Source organism: Hyphomicrobium sp. MC1, from assembly GCF_000253295.1.
In the GTDB taxonomy this organism is placed as follows: domain Bacteria; phylum Pseudomonadota; class Alphaproteobacteria; order Rhizobiales; family Hyphomicrobiaceae; genus Hyphomicrobium_B.
Genome location: NC_015717.1, coordinates 237,898 through 260,954 on the forward strand (window position 1 = coordinate 237,898; position 23,057 = coordinate 260,954).

At 55.8% G+C, this 23,057-nt stretch carries 22 protein-coding genes; 17 read left to right on the plus strand and 5 right to left on the minus strand.

The annotated features are described in order from the left end of the window. Positions 1-70: 70 nt before the first annotated feature. Positions 71-769, minus strand: a complete 699-nt coding sequence (locus HYPMC_RS01055) for a GntR family transcriptional regulator (RefSeq protein ID WP_013945887.1) — start codon at positions 767-769, stop codon at positions 71-73. Between the two features lie 184 nt (positions 770-953). On the opposite strand from HYPMC_RS01055, the gene HYPMC_RS01060 reads away from it, so the two are divergent. The 14 genes from HYPMC_RS01060 (at position 954) to HYPMC_RS01125 (ending at position 15,369) form a co-directional block, all read left to right on the plus strand. Next, positions 954-2,666, plus strand: coding sequence for an FAD-binding protein (locus HYPMC_RS01060; RefSeq protein WP_013945888.1), 1,713 nt, complete (start codon positions 954-956; stop codon positions 2,664-2,666). A gap of 13 nt (positions 2,667-2,679) precedes the next feature. Further along, positions 2,680-3,030 carry a 2Fe-2S iron-sulfur cluster-binding protein gene (locus tag HYPMC_RS01065; protein ID WP_013945889.1) on the plus strand — a complete coding sequence of 117 codons (351 nt, stop codon included), beginning with the start codon at positions 2,680-2,682 and terminating at the stop codon, positions 3,028-3,030. A gap of 32 nt (positions 3,031-3,062) precedes the next feature. Continuing rightward, a complete protein-coding gene (fdxA, locus tag HYPMC_RS01070; RefSeq protein WP_013945890.1) occupies positions 3,063-3,398 on the plus strand; it encodes a ferredoxin FdxA in 336 nt (111 codons plus the stop codon). Positions 3,399-3,431: 33 nt separating this feature from the next. Next, entirely contained in the window at positions 3,432-4,250 is an 819-nt protein-coding gene (locus HYPMC_RS01075) for a creatininase family protein (protein ID WP_013945891.1), read from the plus strand. Between the two features lie 43 nt (positions 4,251-4,293). After that, positions 4,294-5,637 (plus strand): FAD-dependent oxidoreductase, encoded by a 1,344-nt coding sequence (locus tag HYPMC_RS01080; RefSeq protein ID WP_013945892.1) that lies wholly within the window; start codon positions 4,294-4,296, stop codon positions 5,635-5,637. An 81-nt stretch (positions 5,638-5,718) separates the two neighbouring features. Beyond that, positions 5,719-7,224 (plus strand): aminotransferase class V-fold PLP-dependent enzyme, encoded by a 1,506-nt coding sequence (locus HYPMC_RS01085; RefSeq protein WP_013945893.1) that lies wholly within the window; start codon positions 5,719-5,721, stop codon positions 7,222-7,224. Between the two features lie 93 nt (positions 7,225-7,317). Continuing rightward, the gene (locus tag HYPMC_RS01090; RefSeq protein ID WP_013945894.1) at positions 7,318-7,770 is read left to right on the plus strand and encodes a CoxG family protein; all 453 of its coding nucleotides are present in this window, start codon (positions 7,318-7,320) and stop codon (positions 7,768-7,770) included. Between the two features lie 332 nt (positions 7,771-8,102). Next, entirely contained in the window at positions 8,103-10,490 is a 2,388-nt protein-coding gene (locus HYPMC_RS01095) for a xanthine dehydrogenase family protein molybdopterin-binding subunit (RefSeq protein ID WP_013945895.1), read from the plus strand. After that, positions 10,453-11,328: a xanthine dehydrogenase family protein subunit M gene (locus tag HYPMC_RS01100; protein ID WP_013945896.1), complete on the plus strand. Its 876-nt coding sequence runs from the start codon at positions 10,453-10,455 to the stop codon at positions 11,326-11,328. The genes HYPMC_RS01095 and HYPMC_RS01100 overlap by 38 nt, the downstream gene beginning before the upstream one ends. Next, a complete protein-coding gene (locus tag HYPMC_RS01105; RefSeq protein ID WP_013945898.1) occupies positions 11,321-11,821 on the plus strand; it encodes a (2Fe-2S)-binding protein in 501 nt (166 codons plus the stop codon). The genes HYPMC_RS01100 and HYPMC_RS01105 overlap by 8 nt, the downstream gene beginning before the upstream one ends. Then, positions 11,818-12,741: an ABC transporter substrate-binding protein gene (locus HYPMC_RS01110; protein ID WP_013945899.1), complete on the plus strand. Its 924-nt coding sequence runs from the start codon at positions 11,818-11,820 to the stop codon at positions 12,739-12,741. The genes HYPMC_RS01105 and HYPMC_RS01110 overlap by 4 nt, the downstream gene beginning before the upstream one ends. Then, the gene (locus HYPMC_RS01115; protein ID WP_013945900.1) at positions 12,738-13,535 is read left to right on the plus strand and encodes an ABC transporter permease; all 798 of its coding nucleotides are present in this window, start codon (positions 12,738-12,740) and stop codon (positions 13,533-13,535) included. Before HYPMC_RS01110 ends, HYPMC_RS01115 begins: the two co-directional genes overlap by 4 nt. 44 nt (positions 13,536-13,579) lie before the next feature. After that, positions 13,580-14,536: an ABC transporter substrate-binding protein gene (locus HYPMC_RS23035; RefSeq protein ID WP_013945901.1), complete on the plus strand. Its 957-nt coding sequence runs from the start codon at positions 13,580-13,582 to the stop codon at positions 14,534-14,536. Positions 14,537-14,616: 80 nt separating this feature from the next. Continuing rightward, positions 14,617-15,369 (plus strand): ABC transporter ATP-binding protein, encoded by a 753-nt coding sequence (locus HYPMC_RS01125; protein WP_024275240.1) that lies wholly within the window; start codon positions 14,617-14,619, stop codon positions 15,367-15,369. Between the two features lie 172 nt (positions 15,370-15,541). Here HYPMC_RS01125 and HYPMC_RS01130 read toward each other — a convergent pair whose 3' ends face one another. The 3 genes from HYPMC_RS01130 to HYPMC_RS01140 form a co-directional block, all read right to left on the minus strand. Beyond that, positions 15,542-16,960 carry an aldehyde dehydrogenase family protein gene (locus tag HYPMC_RS01130; protein ID WP_013945903.1) on the minus strand — a complete coding sequence of 473 codons (1,419 nt, stop codon included), beginning with the start codon at positions 16,958-16,960 and terminating at the stop codon, positions 15,542-15,544. Between the two features lie 115 nt (positions 16,961-17,075). Continuing rightward, on the minus strand, positions 17,076-17,804 hold the full coding sequence (locus tag HYPMC_RS01135) for a GntR family transcriptional regulator (RefSeq protein WP_013945904.1): 729 nt from the start codon (positions 17,802-17,804) through the stop codon (positions 17,076-17,078). Next, positions 17,801-18,463 (minus strand): DUF4286 family protein, encoded by a 663-nt coding sequence (locus HYPMC_RS01140; RefSeq protein WP_013945905.1) that lies wholly within the window; start codon positions 18,461-18,463, stop codon positions 17,801-17,803. Before HYPMC_RS01140 ends, HYPMC_RS01135 begins: the two co-directional genes overlap by 4 nt. A gap of 118 nt (positions 18,464-18,581) precedes the next feature. Between HYPMC_RS01140 and HYPMC_RS01145 the strand changes: the two genes are divergently transcribed. The 3 genes from HYPMC_RS01145 (at position 18,582) to HYPMC_RS01155 (ending at position 21,596) form a co-directional block, all read left to right on the plus strand. Continuing rightward, positions 18,582-19,163: an amino acid synthesis family protein gene (locus HYPMC_RS01145; RefSeq protein ID WP_157135379.1), complete on the plus strand. Its 582-nt coding sequence runs from the start codon at positions 18,582-18,584 to the stop codon at positions 19,161-19,163. A gap of 225 nt (positions 19,164-19,388) precedes the next feature. Then, positions 19,389-20,903, plus strand: a complete 1,515-nt coding sequence (locus HYPMC_RS01150) for a 4-hydroxyphenylacetate 3-hydroxylase family protein (protein WP_013945908.1) — start codon at positions 19,389-19,391, stop codon at positions 20,901-20,903. Between the two features lie 138 nt (positions 20,904-21,041). Next, on the plus strand, positions 21,042-21,596 hold the full coding sequence (locus tag HYPMC_RS01155; RefSeq protein ID WP_013945909.1) for a flavin reductase family protein: 555 nt from the start codon (positions 21,042-21,044) through the stop codon (positions 21,594-21,596). Between the two features lie 194 nt (positions 21,597-21,790). On the opposite strand, the gene HYPMC_RS01160 is transcribed toward HYPMC_RS01155, so the two are convergent. After that, positions 21,791-22,831, minus strand: coding sequence for an ABC transporter substrate-binding protein (locus HYPMC_RS01160; RefSeq protein ID WP_013945910.1), 1,041 nt, complete (start codon positions 22,829-22,831; stop codon positions 21,791-21,793). Positions 22,832-23,057: the final 226 nt, after the last annotated feature.

The following is a 23,057-nucleotide window of genomic DNA, read 5'->3' on the forward strand; positions in this document are numbered from 1 at the left end:
ATTTTCCTCGGGACGAATGACCATCGACGATGGACGCTCAAAAAGCTTCCCTATCTGACGCTAAGCCGATCTAGCGACCTCGGACGAGCGCTATATTGGTCCCGTTCAAGTTCGTATGGTTCAGTATCCCTTCGATGACCAGTGCGCGAACGGTTTGAATGTGGGTCACTGTAATCTGCCTTGCTAGAGCCTTATCGTTTTTGACCAGGGCATCGATGAGGCTTTTGTGCTCGCTTCGCATCTCCTTCGGCCGCTCCCGCATGACGAAGCCGAGGTGAAGCAGGCGCGTCATTTCCTCCATCGTTTGCGACAGCGCCGCGGTCATACGAGAATTGCCGCAGCAGCGCGCAATCTCCATGTGAAAATTGTAGTTCGCAGTCATGAAAGCGCTTTCGCTCGCTCTATCGCCGGGAGTGTAGCCGCGAGTGCATTCTGCATTTAGCTTACGCAGTCGTTGCGCATCGACGTTGCCGCAAGCCCTTTCCATGATTTCAGGCTCGAGAAGAAGGCGAAAATCAAAGATCTCCTTGACCGACTGCAAGGTGACCGGCGCGATGACATGTCCGCTTCGCGGCACGGCAATGACGTAGCCGTCTTGGGTAAGTTTCGAGAGCGCATGACGGATCGGCGCTTTGCCGAGATTATAAATCGCAGAAAGTTTAGCTTCGCTGATTTCTTCGCCGGGCGCGAGTTCGCACCAGACAATATCTCTCTTGATCTGATCGAAGGCCCGCTCGCTGAGGCTCCGACGGCGTGGGTCCGTTTTCATTGATCGGTTCTGAACGTTTCCAGGATTTCTTCTCGCGGATTGATTCCCGTGCTTACTGAATAATTAAGCTGACATAACAGATCAGGTCCATTGAAATATCGTGTTGGTTCCGGCGCGCGTCCCGCGATTGACATGTCAGAATGACGAAGATAACATTGCATATTCAGATTGCTTTGAGGTCTTGATGCCCCATCTTGAATCCGACGTTCTCGTCATAGGTGCAGGTGCTGCGGGCATGACCGCGGCGATGGCGGCAGCGCGAGGCGGCGCATCCGTACTTCTCGTCGACAAAAGTTTAATCGGGCGAGGCGGCGCGACGATCATGGCTCAAATGACCGTGGCCGCAGCATTGGGCGAACAAGAGCCGGACGACTGGAAGAAGCATCTCGAAGATACGTTGAAAGCCGGGCGTGGTGTGTGCAACGAGGTGCTTTCGGAGATCTTGTGCCGCGAGGCGCCAGATCGGATCCGTGAGCTCGACGGCTGGAATGTTGGCTGGGCGCGCGATGCCGACGGTCGCATCGCCGGTGTCATGGCGCCGGGACACAGCGTACGTCGCTGCGTTTACGTCGACTTTCTCAATACCGGCCCTGCTATAGCCCAGACGCTTCGCACCCAAGTCTCGCGAGTGAAGGCGGTTAAGCGCGTTAGCGGACTGTCGATTCGAGATCTCGTTGTGAGCGACGGACGCGTCATAGGTGCAGTAGGTGTGCATGCCGACGATGGGGCGATCGTTACGATCGCGGCGAAGGCAACTGTCATGGCAGCGGGAGGCCTGACAAAGCTTTTTCAGCGCAACAGCGCCTCAGCAAATATGGGCGGCGACGCATACGCGATCGCGCTAAGGGCAGGCGCCGAGCTGATCGATATGGAGTTTCCGCAATTTTTCCCGATAGGCCATCTGGCGCCGAGGCTCGTCGGAATGGACCCGATCATGTGGGATCCCTTCCGCTACAAGCTCGGAGGACGACTGCTCAACGGTCGAATGGAGGAGTTCCTGGAGACCTACGGAGTGGTCGATCGTGGCAACTATACGTCGCCGCGTGATATCACCGCCTACGCCATCGTGAAAGAAAACGAGGCGGGACGAGGCTCTCCTGCGGGCGGCGCCTACCTCAGTTTCATGCACGTTCCAGAAGAAAAATTGCGCGCGGCGTTCGGTCCAGCGATCGAATTGCTTGCAAAGAACGGCATTGATCTCACAAAGCAGCCTATCGAAGTAGCTCCTATCGCTCATTATCACATGGGCGGCATTCGAGTGAATGAGAAGATGGAGACAGGCTGTCTCGGACTTTACGGCGCCGGCGAAGCCGTTGGTGGACCGAATGGCGCAAATAGGCTGTCCGGCAATGCCCTGCCGGAGGCACTGGTTTTCGGCGAAAGAGCCGGACGGTTCGCAGCCCAGTTCATCGAAGGCGCGAGCGTCGTTTGGTCAGAAGAAGCCGCGCAGCCGATCATTTCCTTGATCGAGTCCGTGAACGAGCGCGCCAACAACACGGCGAAGACAATAAAGGCAGGTACTTCCGCGCTGTGGAGCGAACTCCAGGAGTTGATGTGGAAGAAGGTTGGCCTCATGCGCACCGAAGCCTCGCTCTCCGAGGCATTGCAGCGGCTGTCCGAAATGCGCGCCGGTCTTGGTGACATCCCCCTCAGCTCCGGGATGGTGTTCAACACCACCGTCGAAGAATGGTTCGAGCTGCGTAATTCTCTCCAGATCGCCGAGGCAATCACGCTTGCTGCGCTCAACCGCAAGGAAAGTCGCGGTGCGCATCAGCGTCTCGATTATCCCGAGACGAAAGATGACTACAAGCGCAATCAGGTTTTGCGCATCGAGGAGGGGGTCGTCAGCTCTCGCTGGGTTCCTTTAACGCAGCAGGTTCTCGCGACCACATTGTGAGCAAGTCAGTCTGATGACAACCAACGTCACCATATCGATCACGCGCGGCACTGAAGAAAACGGCCTATATCAGCAGGATTTTACTGTCCCCTTCATCGAAGGAATGTCGGTGCTCGATGCGCTTCTCTGGATTCGAGCGAATGAGGATCCGACGCTCGCGGTGCGTTACAGCTGCATCAACGCAAACGCCTGCAAGGAATGCTCGGTGATGATCAACGGTCAGGTCGAATACGCATGCACCGCGAAGCTTCCGATAAAGGGCGTCAAGGTCGAGCCGCTGGAAAACAAAACGGTGATCCGAGATCTCGTAACAGACATCCTGCCGTCGAAAGAACATCTGTCGACCTTGATGAAGCAGCGCTGAACAATGCGCCAATATCGCGTCGGGATTATCTCATGACTTTCGTCGTTACGGAATCGTGCATCAGATGCAAGTTTCAGGATTGCCTGCAATCGTGTCCGGCCACTTGCTTTTACGAAGGCAAGAACATGCTCGTGATCAATCCTGCGGAATGCATAGATTGCGGAGCCTGTGAGCCGGAGTGTCCCGCTGAAGCAATCGTGCGCGATACCGCTCCGGGTGCGGAAAAATGGGTCGAATTCAATCGGAAGTACGCTGCTCTTTGGCCGAACATACGTAAGCCGACTGTTGTGCCCGACGACGCTGAGGATTGGATCGAGGTCGAGAACAAATTGGAGACGGAATTCGATCCGGACCCCGCGGCCCCTTAAACACGCGATGCAACTTCTATCCAGGAATGAGACATGAAAAGCGTATGGCTACACGAGCTGCGATGGCCGGACATAGAGGCTTATCTTGAAGATCAGGATGTAGCGTTGGTTCCGATTGGCGCCACGGAGCAGCACGGTAGGCATACGCCGCTCTTGGTCGACACCGCTTGGGCCAGCGATGTGTCCGAAGCTGTTGCGAAGAAGGAAGGTGTCCTCGTTGCGCCGCCGATGCATTTTGGCTGGTCTCCGCATCATCTCGCATATCCCGGTGGAATCACGCTGCGTCCTGAAACGCTGATGCAAGTCGCGATAGACATCGCTGAAAGTCTGATCTCTCATGGCTTCCGAAAGATCATTTTCGTCAACGGCAACCGCGTTGCGAACCTCCCACCGCTTCAGGTCGCAATGGCCAAGTTACGCTTCAAGACTGGCGCTTTCGTCGCGATCATCGATACGCATCTCATAGCCCGTAAGGAAGTATGTGAGGCGGCGGGGAACGCGCGCGATGCTTCGCATCACGCGGGAAATGTCGAAACCTCATTCATGATGCATGCCCATCCCGATCTGGTGAAGACCGATGAGATTATAGCGCTGCCAGATCATCCTCTCGCGGTCTTCGCCAGTAATACGCCGATGGATCCGCCGCTCGATCAAAGTGTGGCGTTTGTCCAGCCGACCGCCGAGGAATTCTACAATCGGACTGGCGGGCAAGGGACATATTCAAATCCAGCCTCGGCGACAGCCGCAATCGGAAAGGCCGTGCTTGACGTGACCATCGCTAGGGCAGCGGAATTTGTTGCGCACGTCAAGACGCTGGACGTCCGCTGTGAGCGCTGTCCCATCCCGATCTAACTTCCAGACCCATATTAGTTTGCGGATTCGCGAGAGAGATTTGATGCTCCAACAGAATGCGGCTTCTGGATTGAAGATTGCCATTGTCGGCGCGGGGCCTGCAGGATTTTACGCGGCGGAGGCGCTTGCCGCGGCATGTCCCGATTGCGAGATCACTTTGATCGAGCGGCTGCCGACGCCCTATGGGCTAATCCGGTCCGGTGTCGCACCAGACCATCAGACGACAAAGTCCATTCAAAACACGTTCGAGCGAATTGCGCGGCTGGATAACATACGTTTCGTCGGAAATGTCGAGATTGGCGGTGACGTTTCGCTCGACGAGTTGCGTCGTTTCTACGACGGAGTGGTCCTTGCGTGCGGCGCGCCCCTCGATGCACCGCTCGGCATTCCTGGCGACAATCTTCCGGAGGTGTACGGTGCCGCGCAATTCGTGGGTTGGTATAATGGCCATCCGGATTTCGCCGAACTCAATCCCCGTCTCGACGGCGGTGGCGTGGTTGTCATCGGTAACGGCAACGTTGCGATCGATATTGCTCGCGTTCTGTCGAAGTCGCCCGACGAACTGGCAAACAGTGACATCGCACATCATGCCCTTCAGCGACTCTCTGTAGCAGACTTGTCTGACGTTCACATTGTTGGGCGAAGAGGCCCTGTCGAGGCCAAGTTCACAACAGCCGAGCTGCAAGAACTGGGAGAACTTCAAACGACTGTAGCGCTCGCGGACGCCGCTGAACTTCCGGAAACGATCGGCGAAGAGTTTTCGCTGCGGGATCGCAGGTTAAAGAACAAGAACCTCGAATGCTTCAAGGCTTTCGCGCAGGCCGATTCAATGTCGCGCGCGCGCAGATTACGATTTCAGTTCAACGCCCGCCCAGTTCAAGTGCTCGGCGACGACCGTGTCGAGGCAGTGCGTTTCGAGCGCACGCGCGTTGTCGGCGAAGCAGTCGAAGGCACCGGCGAGATCTTCGAGATACCCTGCAGCCTTGTCGTCTATGCAATTGGATACAGGCCGTCCCCAATGCTCGGTGTGAATCTCCGGGGGACAGACAATCGCCTGCAGAGTGATGCCGGAAGAGTTGCGCCGGGGCTCTATGTCGTTGGCTGGCTAAAGCGCGGTCCTTCCGGAAAGATAGGTACCAATCGTATCGATGGCGAAGAGATCGCAAAAAAGATCATCGCTGAAGTCGATGCTTCCGGCCGGACGGGGTTTTCGGGACTCGAAAAGCTATTCCAAGAGAGAAGCTTGCGATGGACCGACTTCGATGACTGGAAGGCCATCGAAGCCGCCGAGGTAGCTGCGGCACTGATGGGCGCACCGCGACGTAAGTTCGTCCGGGTGGATCACATGCTCGAAGTTTGTCGCAAGATACCGGCGACGCCCGCCTAGAAACGCAGCAATGCGAACTACCGAATTGGCTCTCTCGTTGCGCAGTTCAGTTGGTCGCCGAGAGCCGTCCGAGGGAACCACATGGGACACACAGCGGACATTCCTAATTCTACAGAGGATTTTTTTTCGTCCTTCAAAAAGGATCTGGCCCGCCCGGATAGGCTAAATTTCCTTGCGTCAGAATTGATCGGCAGGGATGCCGAAATTCTGGGTCCATTCGGAGCAAAACCGCTCATCTATGCTGACTACGTTGCATCTGGTCGAGCCCTCGCATTGGTTGAGCGTTTCGTAATTGACAAGATACTCCCCTTTTACGCCAACAGTCACACTGAGGCCTCGTTCTGTGGCGGGCTGATGACTCGATTTCGCAGGGCGGCGCGAGCGGCGATCGCTGAATGCTGTAACGCTGACAGCCGTTACGCCGTCATTTTTGCTGGTTCAGGCGCCACAGCTGGATTGAACCGTCTAGTGAGTTTGTTTGGGATACGTGAGCACGTGACGCATGGTGTCGTGCCGCGCGTGATCATTGGCCCTTACGAGCACCATTCGAATATTCTGCCTTGGCGAGAAAGCGGCGCTGAGATTGTCGAGATCGCGGAGGCAGCGACGGGTGGGCCAGATTGGGATCAACTCCATGCAGCGCTGATTGTCGCGGACGATCGCCCAGTCCTTTGTGCGTTTTCCGCGGCATCCAACGTCACCGGGATCGTGTCCGACGTAGCCGGAATTACGCGAATGGCAAAAGCCAAGAATGCAAAAATTGTGTGGGACTACGCTGGTGCAGGACCATATTTGCCGATCAACATGCAGCCAGCCAATGACGCTGCAATCGATGCCGTCGTCATCTCTCCCCATAAGTTCATCGGAGGACCAGCGGCATCAGGCATCCTGATTGTCCGCAAGGACGCGGTGGTGACCGAGAAGCCGACGTGGCCGGGCGGCGGCACTGTCAAGTTCGTGACGCCGACTGCTCAGGACTACAGCGATAGTCTCGAAGTGCGCGAGGAAAGCGGAACGCCAAACGTTGTTGGGGATATTCGTGCGGCCCTGGCTTTTCTCGTAAAGGAAGCTATCGGCATCGACGCAATCACCAAGCGGAACGCGGATTTGCGTGCGCGGGCCTTAGCAGCCTGGGGCGTAAGCGAGCGCATCGAGCTTCTCGGCCATCGACAAGCTGAAAGTCTGCCAATTTTCTCGTTCCGGATCAGAGACGGCAAAGGCGGCTACATCCATCAACAACTGATCACGCGCATGCTGAGCGACCGGTTCGGCATCCAGGCGCGAGGTGGATGCGCATGCGCTGGACCATATGTTCACCGATTGCTCAGGATTGACGAGGACGAGTCCGCAGATCTGCGGCGCGCAATTGCTGAAGGAGATGAAATTCGCAAGCCGGGCTTTGTCCGTCTTAACTTTAGCGTCCTGCTTTCCGACGATAAGGCGGACTACATCCTGAACTCCGTCACCCAACTAGCGCAAGACGCTACAGCTTATGCCCAACACTACGACGTAGATCCTCGCCGCGCGATTTTTCATCCCAAGTCTGAACTCTCTCAATCTGATCACGCTCTCTCAAAAACGATTTGAGTTCGCGGATGATAAGATGACCGTAAGTCGACGATAAACACGAGCGCTCAGTAACCGAAGTTTTCTGCAATCAAACTCTTAGGAAGAAAGATCATGGAATTAAATGGCACTCGCGCCATTCCCGCAAATCGGGATCTTGTCTGGGTATGTCTCAACGATCCTGAAGTTTTGCGCGTCTGTATTCCTGGATGTGAAGAACTCTCGGGAAACGCCGAGGAAGGGTTTGAAGCGATCGTAAAGCAGAAAATCGGACCGGTGCAGGCTACCTTTCGCGCGAATGTTCGCTTGTCCGACGTCAACCCGCCGGAAGGCTATGTCATCAGCGGCGAAGGCAAGGGTGGCATGGCCGGTTTCGCGAATGGCAACGCCAGAGTGTCGCTTGTTGACGTCGGCGAAACGACGGAACTCAGTTTCACCGTGAATGCGCAGGTCGGCGGAAAGATTGCGCAGCTCGGAAGTCGTCTGATCGATGGATTTGCTCGCAAGCTGTCTGATCAGTTCTTCGACAGTTTTCAGGTTCAGGTCGAAAATCGGGTTCATGCCTGATGCCGGTTCGTGGTTTTGTCACGCCAGCCGCTGGTCCTCTCCCCGTCCTGAGGGAGTTGCTTTTGATTACGTGTTAAGCTTCGCATGCCCAGCACTTGTTCATTCGGCCCACTCCCTTTGCAAATTTTGCGTATAAAGACAGAATTTTATCGATGCCTGGCATTTGTTTTTGACATGTTAGAATTGGCTTCTTAGCATGACAGTTATCCGGTGAGCTGCACGACAAGGAGCCGTTTCATGTTTGACATTCCGCCAAGCGGCAACTTGAAAACAATCCCGGTTGGTAACGCCGCATCGCGTGGTTCTCATATCATTTCCTTCAGGCGGGCGGGATGACGGTAGTCTCCGCAAGCGCCAGCCAGTCCGATGGACTCGGCAGCTCCGCCGCCCGTCTGGAGCACGGACCTCTTATTCGAGGGAAGGGGCGCTTCATCGATGACATCTCAATCGAAGGCCAGACCTACGCGGCGTTCCTGCGCAGTCCAATAGCGCACGGTCGGATCGTCGGGATTGATGTAAGCACGGCGAAAGCTTTGCCTGGCGTTCGCAGTGTTTTGCTTTACTCCGATCTTCGTGCAGTTATGACCTGCGATCGAATACCTGTTTCCATGCCGTCCGGCGCTATCCGCTTCGACGTCGACCCTTACGTCTTGAGCAAGGACGAAGTCTGTCATGTTGGAGAGCCGATTGCGCTCGTACTCGCTGAGAGCCGTCATATCGCCGAAGACGCACTCGCGCTCATTGATGTCGACCTTGAACCTCTCGACGTAATCGTTGATCCGCGCGAGGGGCTTGCAGAAGATGCGCCCAAGGCTCGACAAGACTGCCCGGACAATCTGGTGGCGCAGATGCAGGCGGAATATGGAGACATCGAGACTGCCTTCGCCGGTGCTGTGCACGTGGTCAAAGATAAATTCCACCTACATAAAGGCGGTGGCCATTCGATCGAGCCTCGCGGTGTGATTGCCCAGTGGGACCCCGCCGCTCGGCACCTGACGGTGTGGGACAGCACCCAGATGCCGCATCGCGCTAAGCGCATCTTGATCTCGGTTCTGGGCCTCGGCGAATCCGATGTGCGTGTCATCGCGCCCGACGTGGGAGGTGGCTTCGGTCCAAAATTCGTTTTCCATCCCGAAGAACTGGCCGTAGCGGCCGCTTCATTGCTGACGGGAATGCCGGTCAAGTGGATCGAGGATCGCTTCGAGAATTTCGTTGCTACGGTTCAGGAGCGGGATCAGTTCTGGACCGTCGAGATGGCGGCGGACGCGGACGGAAAGCTGCGTGGGATTCGCGGGACCTTGATCCACGATCACGGTGCTTACTCGCCATATGGGGCTTCTCTGCCTCAAAACTCAGCGACCAACTTGCTCGGTCCATACGTTCTTCCGGCCTATAAACTCGATATCTCGCTGTGCTTGACCAACCTCATTCCTTCCACTCCCACGCGCGGAGCCGGCCGCCCTCAGGGAACGTTCGTGATGGAGCGTCTTCTTGACCGGCTCGCGGAGCGTACGGGGCTCGCTCGGGAAGAGGTGCGCCGAAGAAATCTCATCCGTCCCGAACAGCTACCCTATCCGACAGGTCTGTTCACGCGCGACGGCGGCGAGATGACCTATGACAGCGGCGATTATGTTGAATCGCAACGTCTCGCATTGGAACTGTCCGATTGGGAAGGCTTCGAAGCTCGCCGTCAGAAAGCACGATGTGATGGACGTTTCCTTGGCATCGGCCTCGCCAATTATGTTGAAGGATCCGGCCGCGGTCCCTTTGAGAGCGCTTCGGTCAGTATCGGCCCATCAGGTACCGTGCTCGTAACGACAGGCGCATGCGCGCAGGGGCAAGGCACAGTTACTATGCTCGCGCAACTTGCGGCCGCGGAACTTGGTACCCAACCCGAACTTATCCGCGTCATTGCAGGCGACACCGCGGCCAGTCCGCTTGGTCTCGGCGCCTTTGCAAGCCGTCAAGCAGTCACGGCTGGGAATGCCGTGTTCCTTGCCGCCGGACAAGTCAGAGCAAAAATTTTTCGTGTTGCGTCCGCTTGGCTCAATGCGTCGTCTGATGAATTGACGTTGCAGGACGGGGTGGTGTTCGTCACTGCTGATCCTGATCGTTCATGTCGAGTAGCGCAAATAGCTGGAGCACTCGCGGGAAGTCCGGGCTATTCACTTCCGGCTGGACTCGAGCCGGGGCTGTCGGCCGCTGTGGATTTCAAACCGCCCGCTCTGACCTATTGCAACGGCACACACGTCGCCGAAGTTGAAGTCGATCCGGAAACCGGCATCGTTACAATACAGCGTTATCTCGTCGTGCATGATTGCGGCCGGCTCATTCATCCGCGCATGGTTGAAGGGCAGATTTGTGGTGGCGTCGTTCATGGCATTAGCAGCGCATTGTATGAGTGGATGCGTTATGATTGCGACGGACAGCCTCTGACCTGCACCTATGCTGACTATCTGTTGTGTACCGCCGACGTTGCGCCACGTATCGAAATTCATCATATGGAATCGCCGACTTCTCTGAACCCGCTCGGCATAAAGGGGGCAGGAGAAAGTGGTACGATTGCTGCTCCCGCTGTGATCGCATCGGCGATCGAAGACGCGTTACGGCCGTTCTGCGTTACATACGCGACCTGCCCATCACGACGACACGGCTGCACGACCTTTTGCATGGTGGGGCAGCATGAAGGCGTCGCAATTTGTATATCACGCGCCGCGTGAGCGCGTGGAACTTTTGAAGCTGCTCAACGAACTTGAGGATGCTCGAGTTATCGCCGGCGGCCAGTCGTTGATGCCGATGATGAACCTGCGTCTTGCTGCGCCAAGCAATCTGATTGACTTGAACAGCGTCGCCGATCTCAGCGGAATCTCGATCGAAGGAGACAGGCTCGTTATCGGCGCGATGACACGCCAGCGCAGTGCAGAACGGTCCCCTCTCGTCTCGCAATACTGTCCGTTGCTGGTGGAGGCGCTCAAGCATGTTGGCTTTCAACAAACGCGCAATCGCGGCACTGTGGGCGGAAGTGTCGCGCACATGGATCCAACGGCCGAGATCGTTGTCGCATGTTATGCACTTGGGGCCGATGTCGTGCTGGAAAGCGTCCGGGGGGAGCGCCGCTGCGCGATAGCGGATTTCCCTACGGGGTATCTGACAACTCAGATCGAACCTGATGAAGTTCTCGTGCGGATCGAGATACCTCTCTGGGCGCCGGGACATGGTGCCGCTTTCCAAGAAGTGACAAGACGCGGTGAGAGCTTTTCCGTGGTTTCTGTTGCGGCGCTGGTGGATGTCACTCCCGACGGATTCATTACACGCACGGCTCTTGCAGTTGGCGGTTTAGGGGCAACCCCTATTTGTCTGGATGAGATGCATGCCCTTGTCGGCCAGCATGCCAGCGTCGCTTCGATAGAGAGTTTATCGATGATTGCTGCAGCGCTGCCGGCTGAAGGCGATATGGTCGTCTCTTCCAAATACAAGCAGTATCTCGCAGGCGTGCTTACGAGACGCGTGATACGGAGCGCGATATCCAGGGCTTGGGGGCGCGATCTCCATGGTTGACCATCTCGATGTCGTTGTCACCGTCAACGGCAAAGTCCACCGGACCAAGGTTGAGCCACGGCTCAATTTGGCAGATTTTCTGCGTCATAAGCTGAATCTCACGGGAACACATGTCGGCTGCGAGCACGGAGTGTGCGGGGCTTGCACCGTTTTGGTCGATGGAGCCTCCGTACGTTCGTGCTTGATGCTGGCAGTGCAGGCATCGGGTTCGGAGATACGCACGATTGAGGGGCTGGCCTCTGCCGACGGCACGCTTGATCCGCTTCAGGCTGCATTGTCCGAGCATTTTGGGTTGCAGTGCGGCTATTGCACGCCGGGCATTTTGATGACCCTGGTCGAACTGCGCCAGGAGCTCGCAGGGCAAACGATCAGCGAAGAAGAAGTGCGCCACAAGCTTTCTGGAAACCTGTGCCGCTGCACGGGCTATCAGGGAATAGTAGACGCTGCGCTTGCCGGGTTGAACGGCCCTGACGCCCTTAAGAGCGAACAATGAAGATTGCAGTACCAGACTTGGTATCTAATTCCTACTTTCCGGTTCTTGCAGCTGTGGAGTTGGGTTGCTTTCGCGCCGAAGGAATCGATGCTGAAATCGAGGTAATCTTTCCGCCGAACCGTACCTATCAGGCACTTCGCGAAGGCGCTGTCGATCTCGTAGCGGGGTCTGCCCACGCCGCCGTTAGCGCGTTTCCAGATTGGGAAGGTGTGCGCCTCCTCTGTGCGCAATCAAGTTCGATGTACTGGTTCCTCGTGATGCATAACGATTTCGCCGCTAAACGCGGTGACTTATCCGTCATCAAGGGCCGTCGGATCGGCGCTGCGCCATGGGTTGAGATGGGATTGCGCGGCATCCTTGAAGTGGCAGGATACGATGCGGAACGGGATGGCATAACGGTCGGGCCGGTTCCGAAATCGTCCGAAGCAGGATTGAATTTCGGGCTGTCGGCTTTTCGTGCGCTTGAAAGCCGTCAGGTTGATGGCTTCTGGGCGAACGGATTGGCAGCCGAGCTGTCAGAGCAGCACGGTGTCGGGACTATCGTGCTTGACGCGCGACGCGGCGATGGCCCGGCGGGAAGTACGGAGTTCACCTTCGCGGGCGTAGCAGCGACGAGCCGCACGATCGGTGCCAATCCAGATCTCGGCGGGGCCGTTACGCGTGCGATCCGGCGCGCGCACGCGTTGCTTAAAGAGGATGTCAGTCGCGCGGCTGCAGTGGGCTCGAAGCTCTTTCCGGCCGAAGAAGCTGCCCTGATCGGCACTTTGGTTGCGCGCGATCTGCCCTGGTACGACACGACGATCACCCCCCACCAATTTGCTGCCATGAATGAGTTTCTCCGCAGGCAGGCGGCGATTGCAAATATCGCACGCTTTGAAGACGTCGTCATTGTCGAAGACCGACGGGGAGACGTTCAGTGACGGATAACACGAGAGCCTACACGTCAGGTGAGAACCCTGCATCCGGGAGGGCGAAACTTCGGCTCTGGACCGACCGCGCGACGCTCTTCATCTTGGGAATATTGGCCTGGCAGGCGCTGTCTTCGTTTTTTCTGAATCCGTTTTGGGTATCAAGTCCCGAGCTAGTGGCCATACGTCTGAAGGATATCACGCTCAGCGGCGAGATCTTTCGGCATGCCAGCGCTACCGTCCTTCAGGCCGTCCTCGGTCTTCTTCTCGGCGCGGTCGTTGGTTCGCTGCTCGGCCTGTTTCTTTATCTTCGCCCACGGCTCGCGGCGGCGGCTGATCCCTACATCATGGGCTTCTACAGTATGCCGCGCATCGCGCTCGGACCGCTGTTCGTCCTCTACTTCGGAATCGGAATGACATCGAAAGTCATGATGGCTTTCTCATTCGTTGTTTTCATTTTTCTGCTGAATGTCATGCAAGGTCTGCAGGCTGTCGACAAGGACCACATCGACATGCTCCGTTCCATGCGTGCGACTCCGCTTTATATCGCTCGCCGTGTCCAGATTCCTTCGATGCTTCCCTGGCTGTTCAGCGCCGCGCGAATAAGCGTCGGCCTGGCCCTCATCGGCTCTGTGTTGGGAGAGTTGCTCGGAGCCAATCGCGGTCTCGGCTGGTACGTCGAGAACGCCGCGGGCCGTCTCGATACGACCGGACTTTTTGCCGGACTGGCAGCGCTGATGATCGTCGCAGTCATTCTCAACTACATCGTCAACCTGCTCGAACGCGTTATGGTCCGGGCTCGATGACGAGCTCATTCCTTTTATTCGAAGCAAGAAGGGGAAGTCACGGAATGATGAAGTATCTGATGGCTGCTTTAGGGATGCTCATGGCATTCTCGCCTGCACCAAGTTATGCGGAAAAGGTCAAGATTGTCGCCGGTCTGGCTGCGATCGATCAGGCTCTTGCGCCACTCTATGCTGCGCAATCGAAGGGCTATTTCGATCAGGCGAACCTCTCGGTGGACATTGTCGATTTCAAGGGTGGAGCCCCGGCTGTGAATGCCTTGGTCGGAGGAAGCATTCAGCTGTGCATTTGCGCTGCGGATCACGTCATTCGCCTGACCAATAAAGGCATGCCGACAACGATCCTTGCCGGACTCGATGGATTTCATTCGTACGCGCTAATGGCCCTGGCTTCATCGCCTTACAAAGACCTCGCCAGTCTGAAAGGGAAGCGCATCGCCATCACGTCGCCGGGCAGTCTGACAGACAACACCCTTCGTTACATGATTAAGAAACTCGGGATGAATCCCGACACCGACTACGAGATCATTGCCACGGGTGGCGGAGCTGCCATGCAGGCTGCCATCGATACCAAACAGGTCGAGGCGGGAATGTTGATCAATACCGACGTTCTCCGAATGATGAACGACACGCCAGGTAAATATAAAGCCGTCCATGATTTCCGTAAGATGCCCTATGCCTCGTTCGACGTTCTCGCGCTGAAATCTTGGGTCGCGAGCAATCCGGCGGAAGCGAAAGCCCTGGCGATGAGCATTTCCAAGGCGATTCACGATCTTCGTACCGATCCGGAGTTCGCCAAACAGACCATCGCGAAAATCTTTCCGAACTTCAGCCCGGCCCTTGTGGCTATCGTTGCCAAAAGCATGACCGAACGTTTGCCTGAGGGTGGCGTAGTCAGCAAGGACTCGTTCGAAAATATGAGCAACATCTCGCTGTCGGAAAGCAAATCGATGAAGCCGGTGCCCTTTTCTGAAGGCTTTGATCCGTCTTTGCTGAAACCATGACCATAATCGATATTCACAGAACGAGAGCTAGGGCAGTCTCCGTGAACTCCAATACGTCTTCGGTTCGAGCGCGTATTCAGATGAAGGGCGCGTCCAAAGCGTACCCACGTCCGGGAGGCGCGCCCAATCTCGTTCTCGACAATATCAACTTCACGGTGGACGATGGCGAGTTTCTCGCCATCGTCGGGCCGAGCGGCTGCGGAAAATCCACTGTCTTGCGGCTGATTTCAGGCTTGTCGCCAGCGACGGGTGGGCGCGTTCTCGTCAGCGGCGAGGAAGTGACGGAGCCACCCGCTGATATTGGCTTCATGTTTCAACGCGACACCCTTTTGCCCTGGGCGACCGTATCGCAAAACATTCGGATAGCGCTGGAGTTGAATGGCACCCCAACTTCCGCGCAAGATGCTCGCATCCAGGAATTGCTCGCACTTCTTGGACTCAAAAAACACGGCGATTATTTGCCGAGTGCGATTTCCGGCGGGATGCGCCAGCGCGCGGCACTTGGTCGACTGCTGGCTTATGCGCCAAAGATTTATCTGATGGACGAACCTTTTGGCGCGCTCGACGCAATGACCAAGATGATGCTGGGACGCGAGCTGTTGCGGGTATGGAGTCAAGACCAGAAATCAGTGGTCTTCGTCACGCACGACATTGAAGAGGCGGTTGGCTTGTCTGATCGCGTGATCGTCATGGAAGGGCCTCCAGGCCGGATCAAAAGCGAATACAAGGTGCACCTGCCGCGTCCGCGCGATTTTAGAGAAGTGCGTTTGCTGCCCGAGTTTCGCGATTTGTGCGAGCGCATCTGGTGGGACATCGGACATCACGACGGCTGACGTTTCCCGCTTTTAGAATCTTCGCCTTAAGGCTCCATAAGATTTCTGGCGGGTTGGGCACTGGCCCGATTTTGGTTGACAGGAGCTTCTTGGACTTCGCCTGACTGTTGAGAGACCAAAGTCTTTGGTCTACCAAATCCGACTTCCGTATTTCGTTCAGGTAAGATTGAAATCAACCGATGATGGCCTTCACTTCCAAAAATGCTTCCAGACCGAAAACACCCGCTTCTCGTCCATTGCCTGATTGTTTGTAGCCTCCAAAAGGTGCAGTCGCGTTGCTCGGCGCGCCGTTCACAAAAATACGGCCGGCTTTGAGTTTTTCTCCGACGCGCTTGGCATTCTCAACACTGCTAGAAAAGACATATCCGGCAAGTCCGAAAGACGTATTGTTCGCAATTTGGATCGCATCTTCTTCATCGTGATAGGACAGGATGCTTAGCACAGGTCCGAAGATTTCTTCGGCGGCGATTTTCATCTTCGGCGTTACATTCTTGAAGATGGTCGGCTGCACGAAATAGCCTCTGTCTATTCCGCTGCTGAATCCTGGTCCCCCGCAGACGAGCCTCGCCCCTTCTGCGAGTCCGGCTCCGATCATCGAGTTGACCTTCAGAAATTGGGCACGATTTGCAAGGGGTCCAAGCGTGGTGGTCGGATCAAAAGGATCTCCGATTTTGAACGCCTCCGCGGTTCTCTTCGCAATCTCCGCGGCGCGTTCGACTTGGTCAGCATGGATTAGGAGCCGGGTGGGCGCGATGCAGCTTTGGCCGCAATTAATGAAAGCCCGTCTGACCGCATCCGGAATCGCAGTTTTTAAGTCGGCATCGGGCAGTATGATATTTGCGGATTTTCCGCCGAGCTCCTGGTGTACTGCCTTAACGGTCTCCGCTGCATCTCGCGCAATCGCGATACCAGTTTGGACAGATCCGGTAAACGAAACGAGGGCGATGTCGGGATGTGTTGCGATGGAGCGGCCAACTGTCGGGCCATCGCCATAGATCATATTGAAGACGCCAGGCGGCAGTCTGGCCGCATCGATGATCTCAGCAAATATGCGCGCTGCAACGGGCGAATATTCGCTTGGCTTTAATACGATCGTGCACCCGGCCGCCAACGCCCCGCAAACTTTCGATGCGATCAGTGCGACAGGCCAATTCCAGGCGGTTATCAGACCCACGACGCCGAACGGCTCTCTACGAACCACGTCATTGGCGATCTTGAATTCAAAAGGATATGATTTGAGAACTTCGCGAGTCGCGAGGAAATGGTTGAGAGCCATTTCGACCTGCACGTTCATCGAGAATGAAATGGGTGATCCTATCTCGAGCGTAATCGCTTCTGCGAGATCCTTTTTGCGCGCTTCGTATGCCGAGATAATCTTGTCGAAATAGGTGAGGCGTAGTTCTCGTGATGATGTCTCATAAGCGGCCAACGCGCGTTTTGCCGCCGCCACAGCCGCATCCACGTCCTGCTGGCAACCGAGTACGACGCGTCCGAATTTTTCCGTCGTCGCGGGATTGATCAAATCCATGAAGCTGCGGGTCGCCGGCTTGATCCATTGACCATCTATATAGAAGCGAGAGCAGTCGATCATTTTGGTAGGGTCCTAGATACGGAATAAAGCTATGTTATATAGATTTGTGTTGTATGTTTTTACGTAAGCATGCTCGCTGCGGCGTTTGCGGTACCAATGCGAGGCGATGGAAGTCCTAAGTCTTCTTGAGTGCTTTCTTGGGCTTCGGCCGAGGCGACTTGCTCTCTTCGCCGAAGAACGCCGCTTTTGCCGCGAGAGCGGCATTCACCACATGCCTAACGGCGGCTTGCCGTGCTTTATGTGGGCTACCATGCTCGATCTCCTCAAGGATGGCAGTCATTTCAGCGAGAGAGTGCCGTGACCGACCCGGCTGGGACATCGACCGCGCGCGCAGAAAATTAATACGAGCGTTCAGCCCAGCGAGGACTTCTCCTATGACTGGGTTGCCGCAAGATCGAATAATCGTTGCATAGAATTCTTTGGTGGACTCCAGCAGTTGTGTGATGTCTTTCTTCGGAATAGCACGCTGGAAGTTTTGCAGTGATCGCCGCATCGCGTTGATGTTTTCAACTGTCGCCCGCGATGTAAAATTCGAGATAGCTTCAGCTTCAATGAGCGCTCGCAACTCATAGATGTTTTGAGCCTCACTCCAGCCGATTGCCGCGACCGCAGGTCCGCGATTCGGTGTTATCGTGACCAACTTTTCAGCGGCCAGTTGAGTCAAAGCTTCGCGCAGGGATGGGCGACTGACGCCCATCCGCTTTGCGAGAGTGGCTTCCACCAAGCGTTCTCCTGGTTTCAGGATCCCTTTGAGGATTGCATTGCGAATAGTGTCAGCCGCCAATTGCCGAACCAGTGTCGGCGACTGAACGAGTTGCAAGCTGTCCGCCTCGACGTCGCTCATGCTTTGCCCTGAAACCTGTTTCCCAGTCGATCAAAAACCAGATAGTGACCTTTGAACCATGGCTCGGCTGCAAGCTTTGCCCGCCAAGGCGTCGCACGCGCCCGTGCCCTGGCATCCGATTCCAGCACGGCTCGATCTGATAAGTAGTGCAGTGCAAGCCTCGTGAAGCTGTTGGGTTCGCCATCGTAGATATCAAATCTGCGTACGCCGAGCCAACGCGGATCTTCCATCAGAATGGGAAGGTGATCTTCCTCGTTCCAAGCATCAAATTCGTCTTGACGATCCTTCGGAACCTCAAAAAAAACCGGATAGATCACCGGCGCGTCGATGAAATTATTCTGATTTGCGCGTTCAGATATCTGTGTGCCGAGATAACGCGTGAAGCCGCTTACGCTACCCAGCATCTCTTTCGTTAAAGGGGATGGATTGCCCTTGATGGCTTGGTAGGCGTCGCTTCGCAATACATCGGCATCCACCATTTCATAGATCGCGAGATAGTTCCGCTCGCTCCTCATCTGATACCGCTGCGCACTGACAAAACCTGCCGTCTCCATCCGGATAGGAATGTGATGCTCATTATACCAAGCGTTGAAACGATCCTCCATGTCAGCGGGCGGTGTCATTTCAGAAAAGAGGATCGTCGGCAATTTGGCGGACATAGCGCACTCCTAATAGTTCTTGACAGGCGGATGCCTTGACTGGAAATTCCGCCGAACCGACAAGATTGTCAAACAATCTTTCAATCAGACGATCCAGAAGGAATCCAGAGAGATGCAGATGAACGTGCGCCGTATCAGCACGATCGTGGAGGACAAGTTCGAGGAAGCAGGGTATGTGGCGGATCCCCTCCTCCGGCGTGCCGCTATCGTGGCGGTCGTGCAGAATCCTTACGTGCATGGCTATGTCGAAGACTTGAAGCCGCTCGTAGACGCCAGCCCCAATGTCGGCGCGCAAATGGCACAGCGCCTCAGGGCGATCTTCGGAGACCTTGAGATCCAAGCCTATGGCAAGGGCGGGGTGGTTGGCCTCGCGGGCGAGCAGGAGCATGCCAACGCGCTTCTAACCACGGCCTTCGCCACGCCGTTCCGTGACGAAATCCCTGGGTCCGCCGCCTGGATATCGTCATTTACGAAAGTCGGCGCGCCGGGTTCTTCAATCGACATCCCGATGAATGCGGTCACGGACGTTTATGTACGTTCCCATTACAATGGGTTCACCGTTGTTCTGCCGGATTCGCCGATGCCTGACGAGATCGCGCTCATTTTCTGCGTTGCAAATCGTGGCAGACTCAACGCGCGCGTCGGGGGTATGAGTTTCGATGAGAGTCGGATTTCAGTCACAAGCGCGCAGCCTGCCTGATAGCTAGGCAAAAGCGTGATTCAATTTAAGCCCGCCGGCAGATTTCGGCGGGCTTTTTTCTTTTTCCATGCGGCGTTATCGCCTCCGGTCTGGGTGCGACGGATCGGCGATGCAGGGAATGCATCCTCGCGATTGACATCGAACTTTTTGCGTACAATAAAAAGCTACAGATTGTAGCTATAGGCAGTCGCCTTTTCGCGTATGCCATGCAGGGAGCTCATGAATATGTCCATCGAAATCGCAGCGCGATCGGCGAGCGGCGAAATGTCGGAAACAGCCAGCTGCTCGCCTTCGTTGCGGACCGGTGCCGACTACCTTCGGTCTCTGGACGACGGACGGGCGGTCTACGTCGACGGAGAGAAAGTCAAGGATGTTACGAAGCATCCGGCTTTTGCGGAAGCTGCCAAGTCGTGTGCCCGCCTTTACGACATTGCCGCCGATCCGGCGATGCGCGACCGCATGACATATACTTCGCCTTCGTCGGGAAAACCTGTGTTGCGGGCATTTCAAATTCCGAGATCGCATGAAGATCTGCGTTTGAAGCGACTAGCTTCCGAGACATGGTCTGAAGCGACATTCGGAATGATCGGAAGAACGCCTGACCATGTTGCTGGTTTCTTCTGCGGTTATGCTGCGGTACCTGAGGTGTTCGCGGCAGGTGGGCAGCAATATGCAGACAATGTCGTTCGATTTTACGAGCATATTCGCGAGAACCATCTTTGGACTACCTACGCAATCGTGCCTCCACAGATTGATCGCTCGAAGCCCGCGCACAAACAAAGCGATCCGACTCTCTACGCCGGGGTCGTGAAGGAAACCGACGGTGGGATTGTCGTCTCGGGCGCTCAGCAGCTGGCGACCGCCGGCGTCTTCTCCGACTATCTTTATCTGAGCTGCATTCATCCGTTGCAGCCGGGCGATGAGAATTATGCAATTGGCGTCGCTATTCCGATGAATGCGCCGGGCTTGAAACTTTATCCGCGACGGCCGTTCGCCATGCAGGCGGGCAACTCGTTCGATTACCCTTTGACGTCGCGTTTCGATGAAAGCGACTGTTTTGTCGTTCTCGACAACGTCACTGTCCCTTGGGAGGACGTCTTCATCTATCGCAATCCCGCTGTTTGCAGGGACCAATGGTGGAAGACGCCGTCGCATTCCTACGGCAACCTGCAGGCGCAAGCCCGATATGCGACGAAGCTCCGGTTCATGATGGGGCTCGCGAAGCGTATGAACGAGATGACCGGCAACGATGCCGTGCCGCCCGTTCAGGTTCAAATGGGTGAACTTGCGGCACTCGTGCAGATCGTCGAAACCGCGCTCGAAGCGCAAGAAACGTCAGCAACCATCGATGCCAACGGCGTGGTGTGGCCTTCCAAACCAGCACTCTATTCGGTGATGGCGCTTCAGTCGGAAATCAATCCTCGGATGATCGACATCGTTCGCGAGTTGACAGGCGCTGCGATGATCAGCTTGCCGTCGTCGGTCAAGGATATCGAAAGCGCGGTAACTGGGCCTGATGTTGAGCGATACATGCAGTCCGGAGTTTCCAACGCAAAGGAGCGCATCGCGCTTATGCGACTGGCTTGGGATTTTATTGGGTCGGAATTTGGGAACCGTCACCAGCAATATGAAAAATTTTACGGCGGTGCTTCGTTCCTGGTGAAGCAGAATATGTATCGCTCCTACGATTTTGCCCGTGCTGCGAGCCTCGTTGATAAGGCTCTCGCACTACCGGAGTGATGGCCACGCTGCCGGGGCCGATGCGATCGGCTCGGCGCGGCCGTGTAGGGGGGAGGCTTCGGATCGAGGATTGCGCGTTCGGCGTATTCTCGATCCGAAGTCTGATAAGACTTCAACGGCTCAGTATGAAGGTACGCGATGGACAGCTGGTCTGCCCCCTTTTCGCCGCGCGATCTGAGAGATGCGTTCGGCTTATTTCCGACTGGGGTTGCGGTTATCACCGCAAATTCGGCCAATAGCGAGCGGCTCGGGCTGACGGTCAGCTCATTCAATTCTGTTTCGGTCGATCCACCGCTCGTTCAATTCAGCATTGCGAAAACCGCCAAGTCGCTTCCTGCCTGGGAGGCCGTGTCCGATTTTGCGGTGAATATTCTCGCAGAACACCAGAGCGAAATCTCGACGCGCTTCGCAAAGGCGCTGTCGGACAAGTGGGAAGGCGTTCATTCCGTTGCTGCAACTATGATCGACGCGCACCTTATCCACGACGTGTTGGCTGCGATGGAATGCAAGGTGTGGGCGCGGTACGACGGCGGCGATCACATCATCCTGCTCGGCGAGGTCGTGCATTTTCTGAAAACGAAGAAAGAGCGCCCACGACCGTTGGTTTTCGCCAACGGGCGGTACCGCAAGCTCGATTCCGGCGAGGTGATCGAGACACCGTACGACGTCTCGCATCTGCTTCACGGCTGGTAGCCGACAGTCATCTTACGTCGCTTCCATTTCCAACGTATATATTCGCCCTCCAGTAGCAGCGAGCGATTAGACTGCGCCTGGGATACCGCTTGGTGTTTTTCGGCGGTTCTGAATGATGAGTAACGAAAAGCCAAATTTGCATGAAAAAACGCGGTCGAAGACGACCGCGTTTTTTGTTTACATCAATGCAGTTTTCATTCGAACGGATTGCTTTTTTTCAACCTTTCCGCAGCTTCCTTCACGATCGAAAGATCGAACAGATCTTCCTTCGAGACTTTATTCTTCAGCAGGCTAAACGGCTTTTCCGCCCAGAAGTCCTGCATAGCCATGATCGAGTCCACGTTAGGAAGGCCATCTTCGTTGATGTAGGTCCAATGCGGCGCGATGGCCGTGACCATTTCCGGCTTGTTGAGGACGGTGTTCTTGGCGAGGATTTCGATAATATCCCGGTGTGCGGAAGGCGCCTTCGCAGCGGCGTCGAATTCCTTGATCCCTTCCAGATAGGCCATGGCGAAGCGGATCATGACGTCGCGGTTCTTAGCGATGAAATCCTTCCGCGCCGCATAGGTCGCAATCTGGACACCTGGCTCGATATCGTATCCCGTCGCGACGATCGGACCCCAACCGGATTTCTTCGCGAAGAGGCTGAACTGATAAGAAATGGCTGCAACGTCGATATTCTTCTGGCCCAGCATTTTCATCAAGTCGGGCTGACCGATATTGACGACCCAGGAGACGTCCGAGACGGGGTTGAGACCGGCCTTCTGAAGGGCCTTCGCCATCAAATACTGGTTGATGCTGCCGACGGAATTGACGCCGACCCGGGCACCCTTCAGCAGACGGAAATCAGCGATCGACTTTACTCCTTTCGCGGCCATGTCATTCGTGATGCTGATCGTCGTGTAGGCTTGGTCCTTGCTGTCGTTGCCACGGTCGAGAATTATGACGAGCGGCGCGCCTTTTGAAACGGCGTTGAAAAGACCTGCCGAGGCGGGCATCGTGCTGACGTCGATTTCGCCAGCGATCATTGCCGGGATGGCAAGCGCACCATCTGCAAATTTGCGGGTCTCGATATCGATGCCGACCTTCTTGAAATACCCTTTGTCGCGCGCAATGAAGAATGCCCCTCCTGAGACGAACGGGCCCTCCGCGACTCGAACCACGTCACCGGCAAAAGAGGGAGCGCCCGGTGTCACGAGTAGAGACAGGGCAAGCGCCCATGCTTTGGCTTTCATCTAATTCTGTCCTTCAATCACTGTAGCTGCCCGGACACTGTTTCTTACGAAAGCATCTCACTCTCGCTTCCGCATTTCCGAGAGAATTCAACTCCGTCGAGGGAGCATTTGGTAAATTGCAAATTACATACATTTTGTACGTTTGTTTTGGATGTAATACAAGAATAGAAACTAGGCGGCGAAGTTCGAATTACAGGCAGAATTTGCTGAATATTTGTGCGTGGAT

Bases quoted from the DNA above. Each gene is read 5' to 3' on its own strand.
- HYPMC_RS01055 (WP_013945887.1), bottom strand. From the start codon at position 769: ATGAAAACGGACCCACGCCGTCGGAGCCTCAGCGAGCGGGCCTTCGAT.
- HYPMC_RS01060 (WP_013945888.1), top strand. From the start codon at position 954: ATGCCCCATCTTGAATCCGACGTTCTCGTCATAGGTGCAGGTGCTGCG.
- HYPMC_RS01065 (WP_013945889.1), top strand. From the start codon at position 2,680: ATGACAACCAACGTCACCATATCGATCACGCGCGGCACTGAAGAAAAC.
- fdxA (WP_013945890.1), top strand. From the start codon at position 3,063: ATGACTTTCGTCGTTACGGAATCGTGCATCAGATGCAAGTTTCAGGAT.
- HYPMC_RS01075 (WP_013945891.1), top strand. From the start codon at position 3,432: ATGAAAAGCGTATGGCTACACGAGCTGCGATGGCCGGACATAGAGGCT.
- HYPMC_RS01080 (WP_013945892.1), top strand. From the start codon at position 4,294: ATGCTCCAACAGAATGCGGCTTCTGGATTGAAGATTGCCATTGTCGGC.
- HYPMC_RS01085 (WP_013945893.1), top strand. From the start codon at position 5,719: ATGGGACACACAGCGGACATTCCTAATTCTACAGAGGATTTTTTTTCG.
- HYPMC_RS01090 (WP_013945894.1), top strand. From the start codon at position 7,318: ATGGAATTAAATGGCACTCGCGCCATTCCCGCAAATCGGGATCTTGTC.
- HYPMC_RS01095 (WP_013945895.1), top strand. From the start codon at position 8,103: ATGACGGTAGTCTCCGCAAGCGCCAGCCAGTCCGATGGACTCGGCAGC.
- HYPMC_RS01100 (WP_013945896.1), top strand. From the start codon at position 10,453: ATGAAGGCGTCGCAATTTGTATATCACGCGCCGCGTGAGCGCGTGGAA.
- HYPMC_RS01105 (WP_013945898.1), top strand. From the start codon at position 11,321: ATGGTTGACCATCTCGATGTCGTTGTCACCGTCAACGGCAAAGTCCAC.
- HYPMC_RS01110 (WP_013945899.1), top strand. From the start codon at position 11,818: ATGAAGATTGCAGTACCAGACTTGGTATCTAATTCCTACTTTCCGGTT.
- HYPMC_RS23035 (WP_013945901.1), top strand. From the start codon at position 13,580: ATGATGAAGTATCTGATGGCTGCTTTAGGGATGCTCATGGCATTCTCG.
- HYPMC_RS01125 (WP_024275240.1), top strand. From the start codon at position 14,617: ATGAAGGGCGCGTCCAAAGCGTACCCACGTCCGGGAGGCGCGCCCAAT.
- HYPMC_RS01130 (WP_013945903.1), bottom strand. From the start codon at position 16,960: ATGATCGACTGCTCTCGCTTCTATATAGATGGTCAATGGATCAAGCCG.
- HYPMC_RS01135 (WP_013945904.1), bottom strand. From the start codon at position 17,804: ATGAGCGACGTCGAGGCGGACAGCTTGCAACTCGTTCAGTCGCCGACA.
- HYPMC_RS01140 (WP_013945905.1), bottom strand. From the start codon at position 18,463: ATGTCCGCCAAATTGCCGACGATCCTCTTTTCTGAAATGACACCGCCC.
- HYPMC_RS01145 (WP_157135379.1), top strand. From the start codon at position 18,582: ATGAACGTGCGCCGTATCAGCACGATCGTGGAGGACAAGTTCGAGGAA.
- HYPMC_RS01150 (WP_013945908.1), top strand. From the start codon at position 19,389: ATGTCCATCGAAATCGCAGCGCGATCGGCGAGCGGCGAAATGTCGGAA.
- HYPMC_RS01155 (WP_013945909.1), top strand. From the start codon at position 21,042: ATGGACAGCTGGTCTGCCCCCTTTTCGCCGCGCGATCTGAGAGATGCG.
- HYPMC_RS01160 (WP_013945910.1), bottom strand. From the start codon at position 22,831: ATGAAAGCCAAAGCATGGGCGCTTGCCCTGTCTCTACTCGTGACACCG.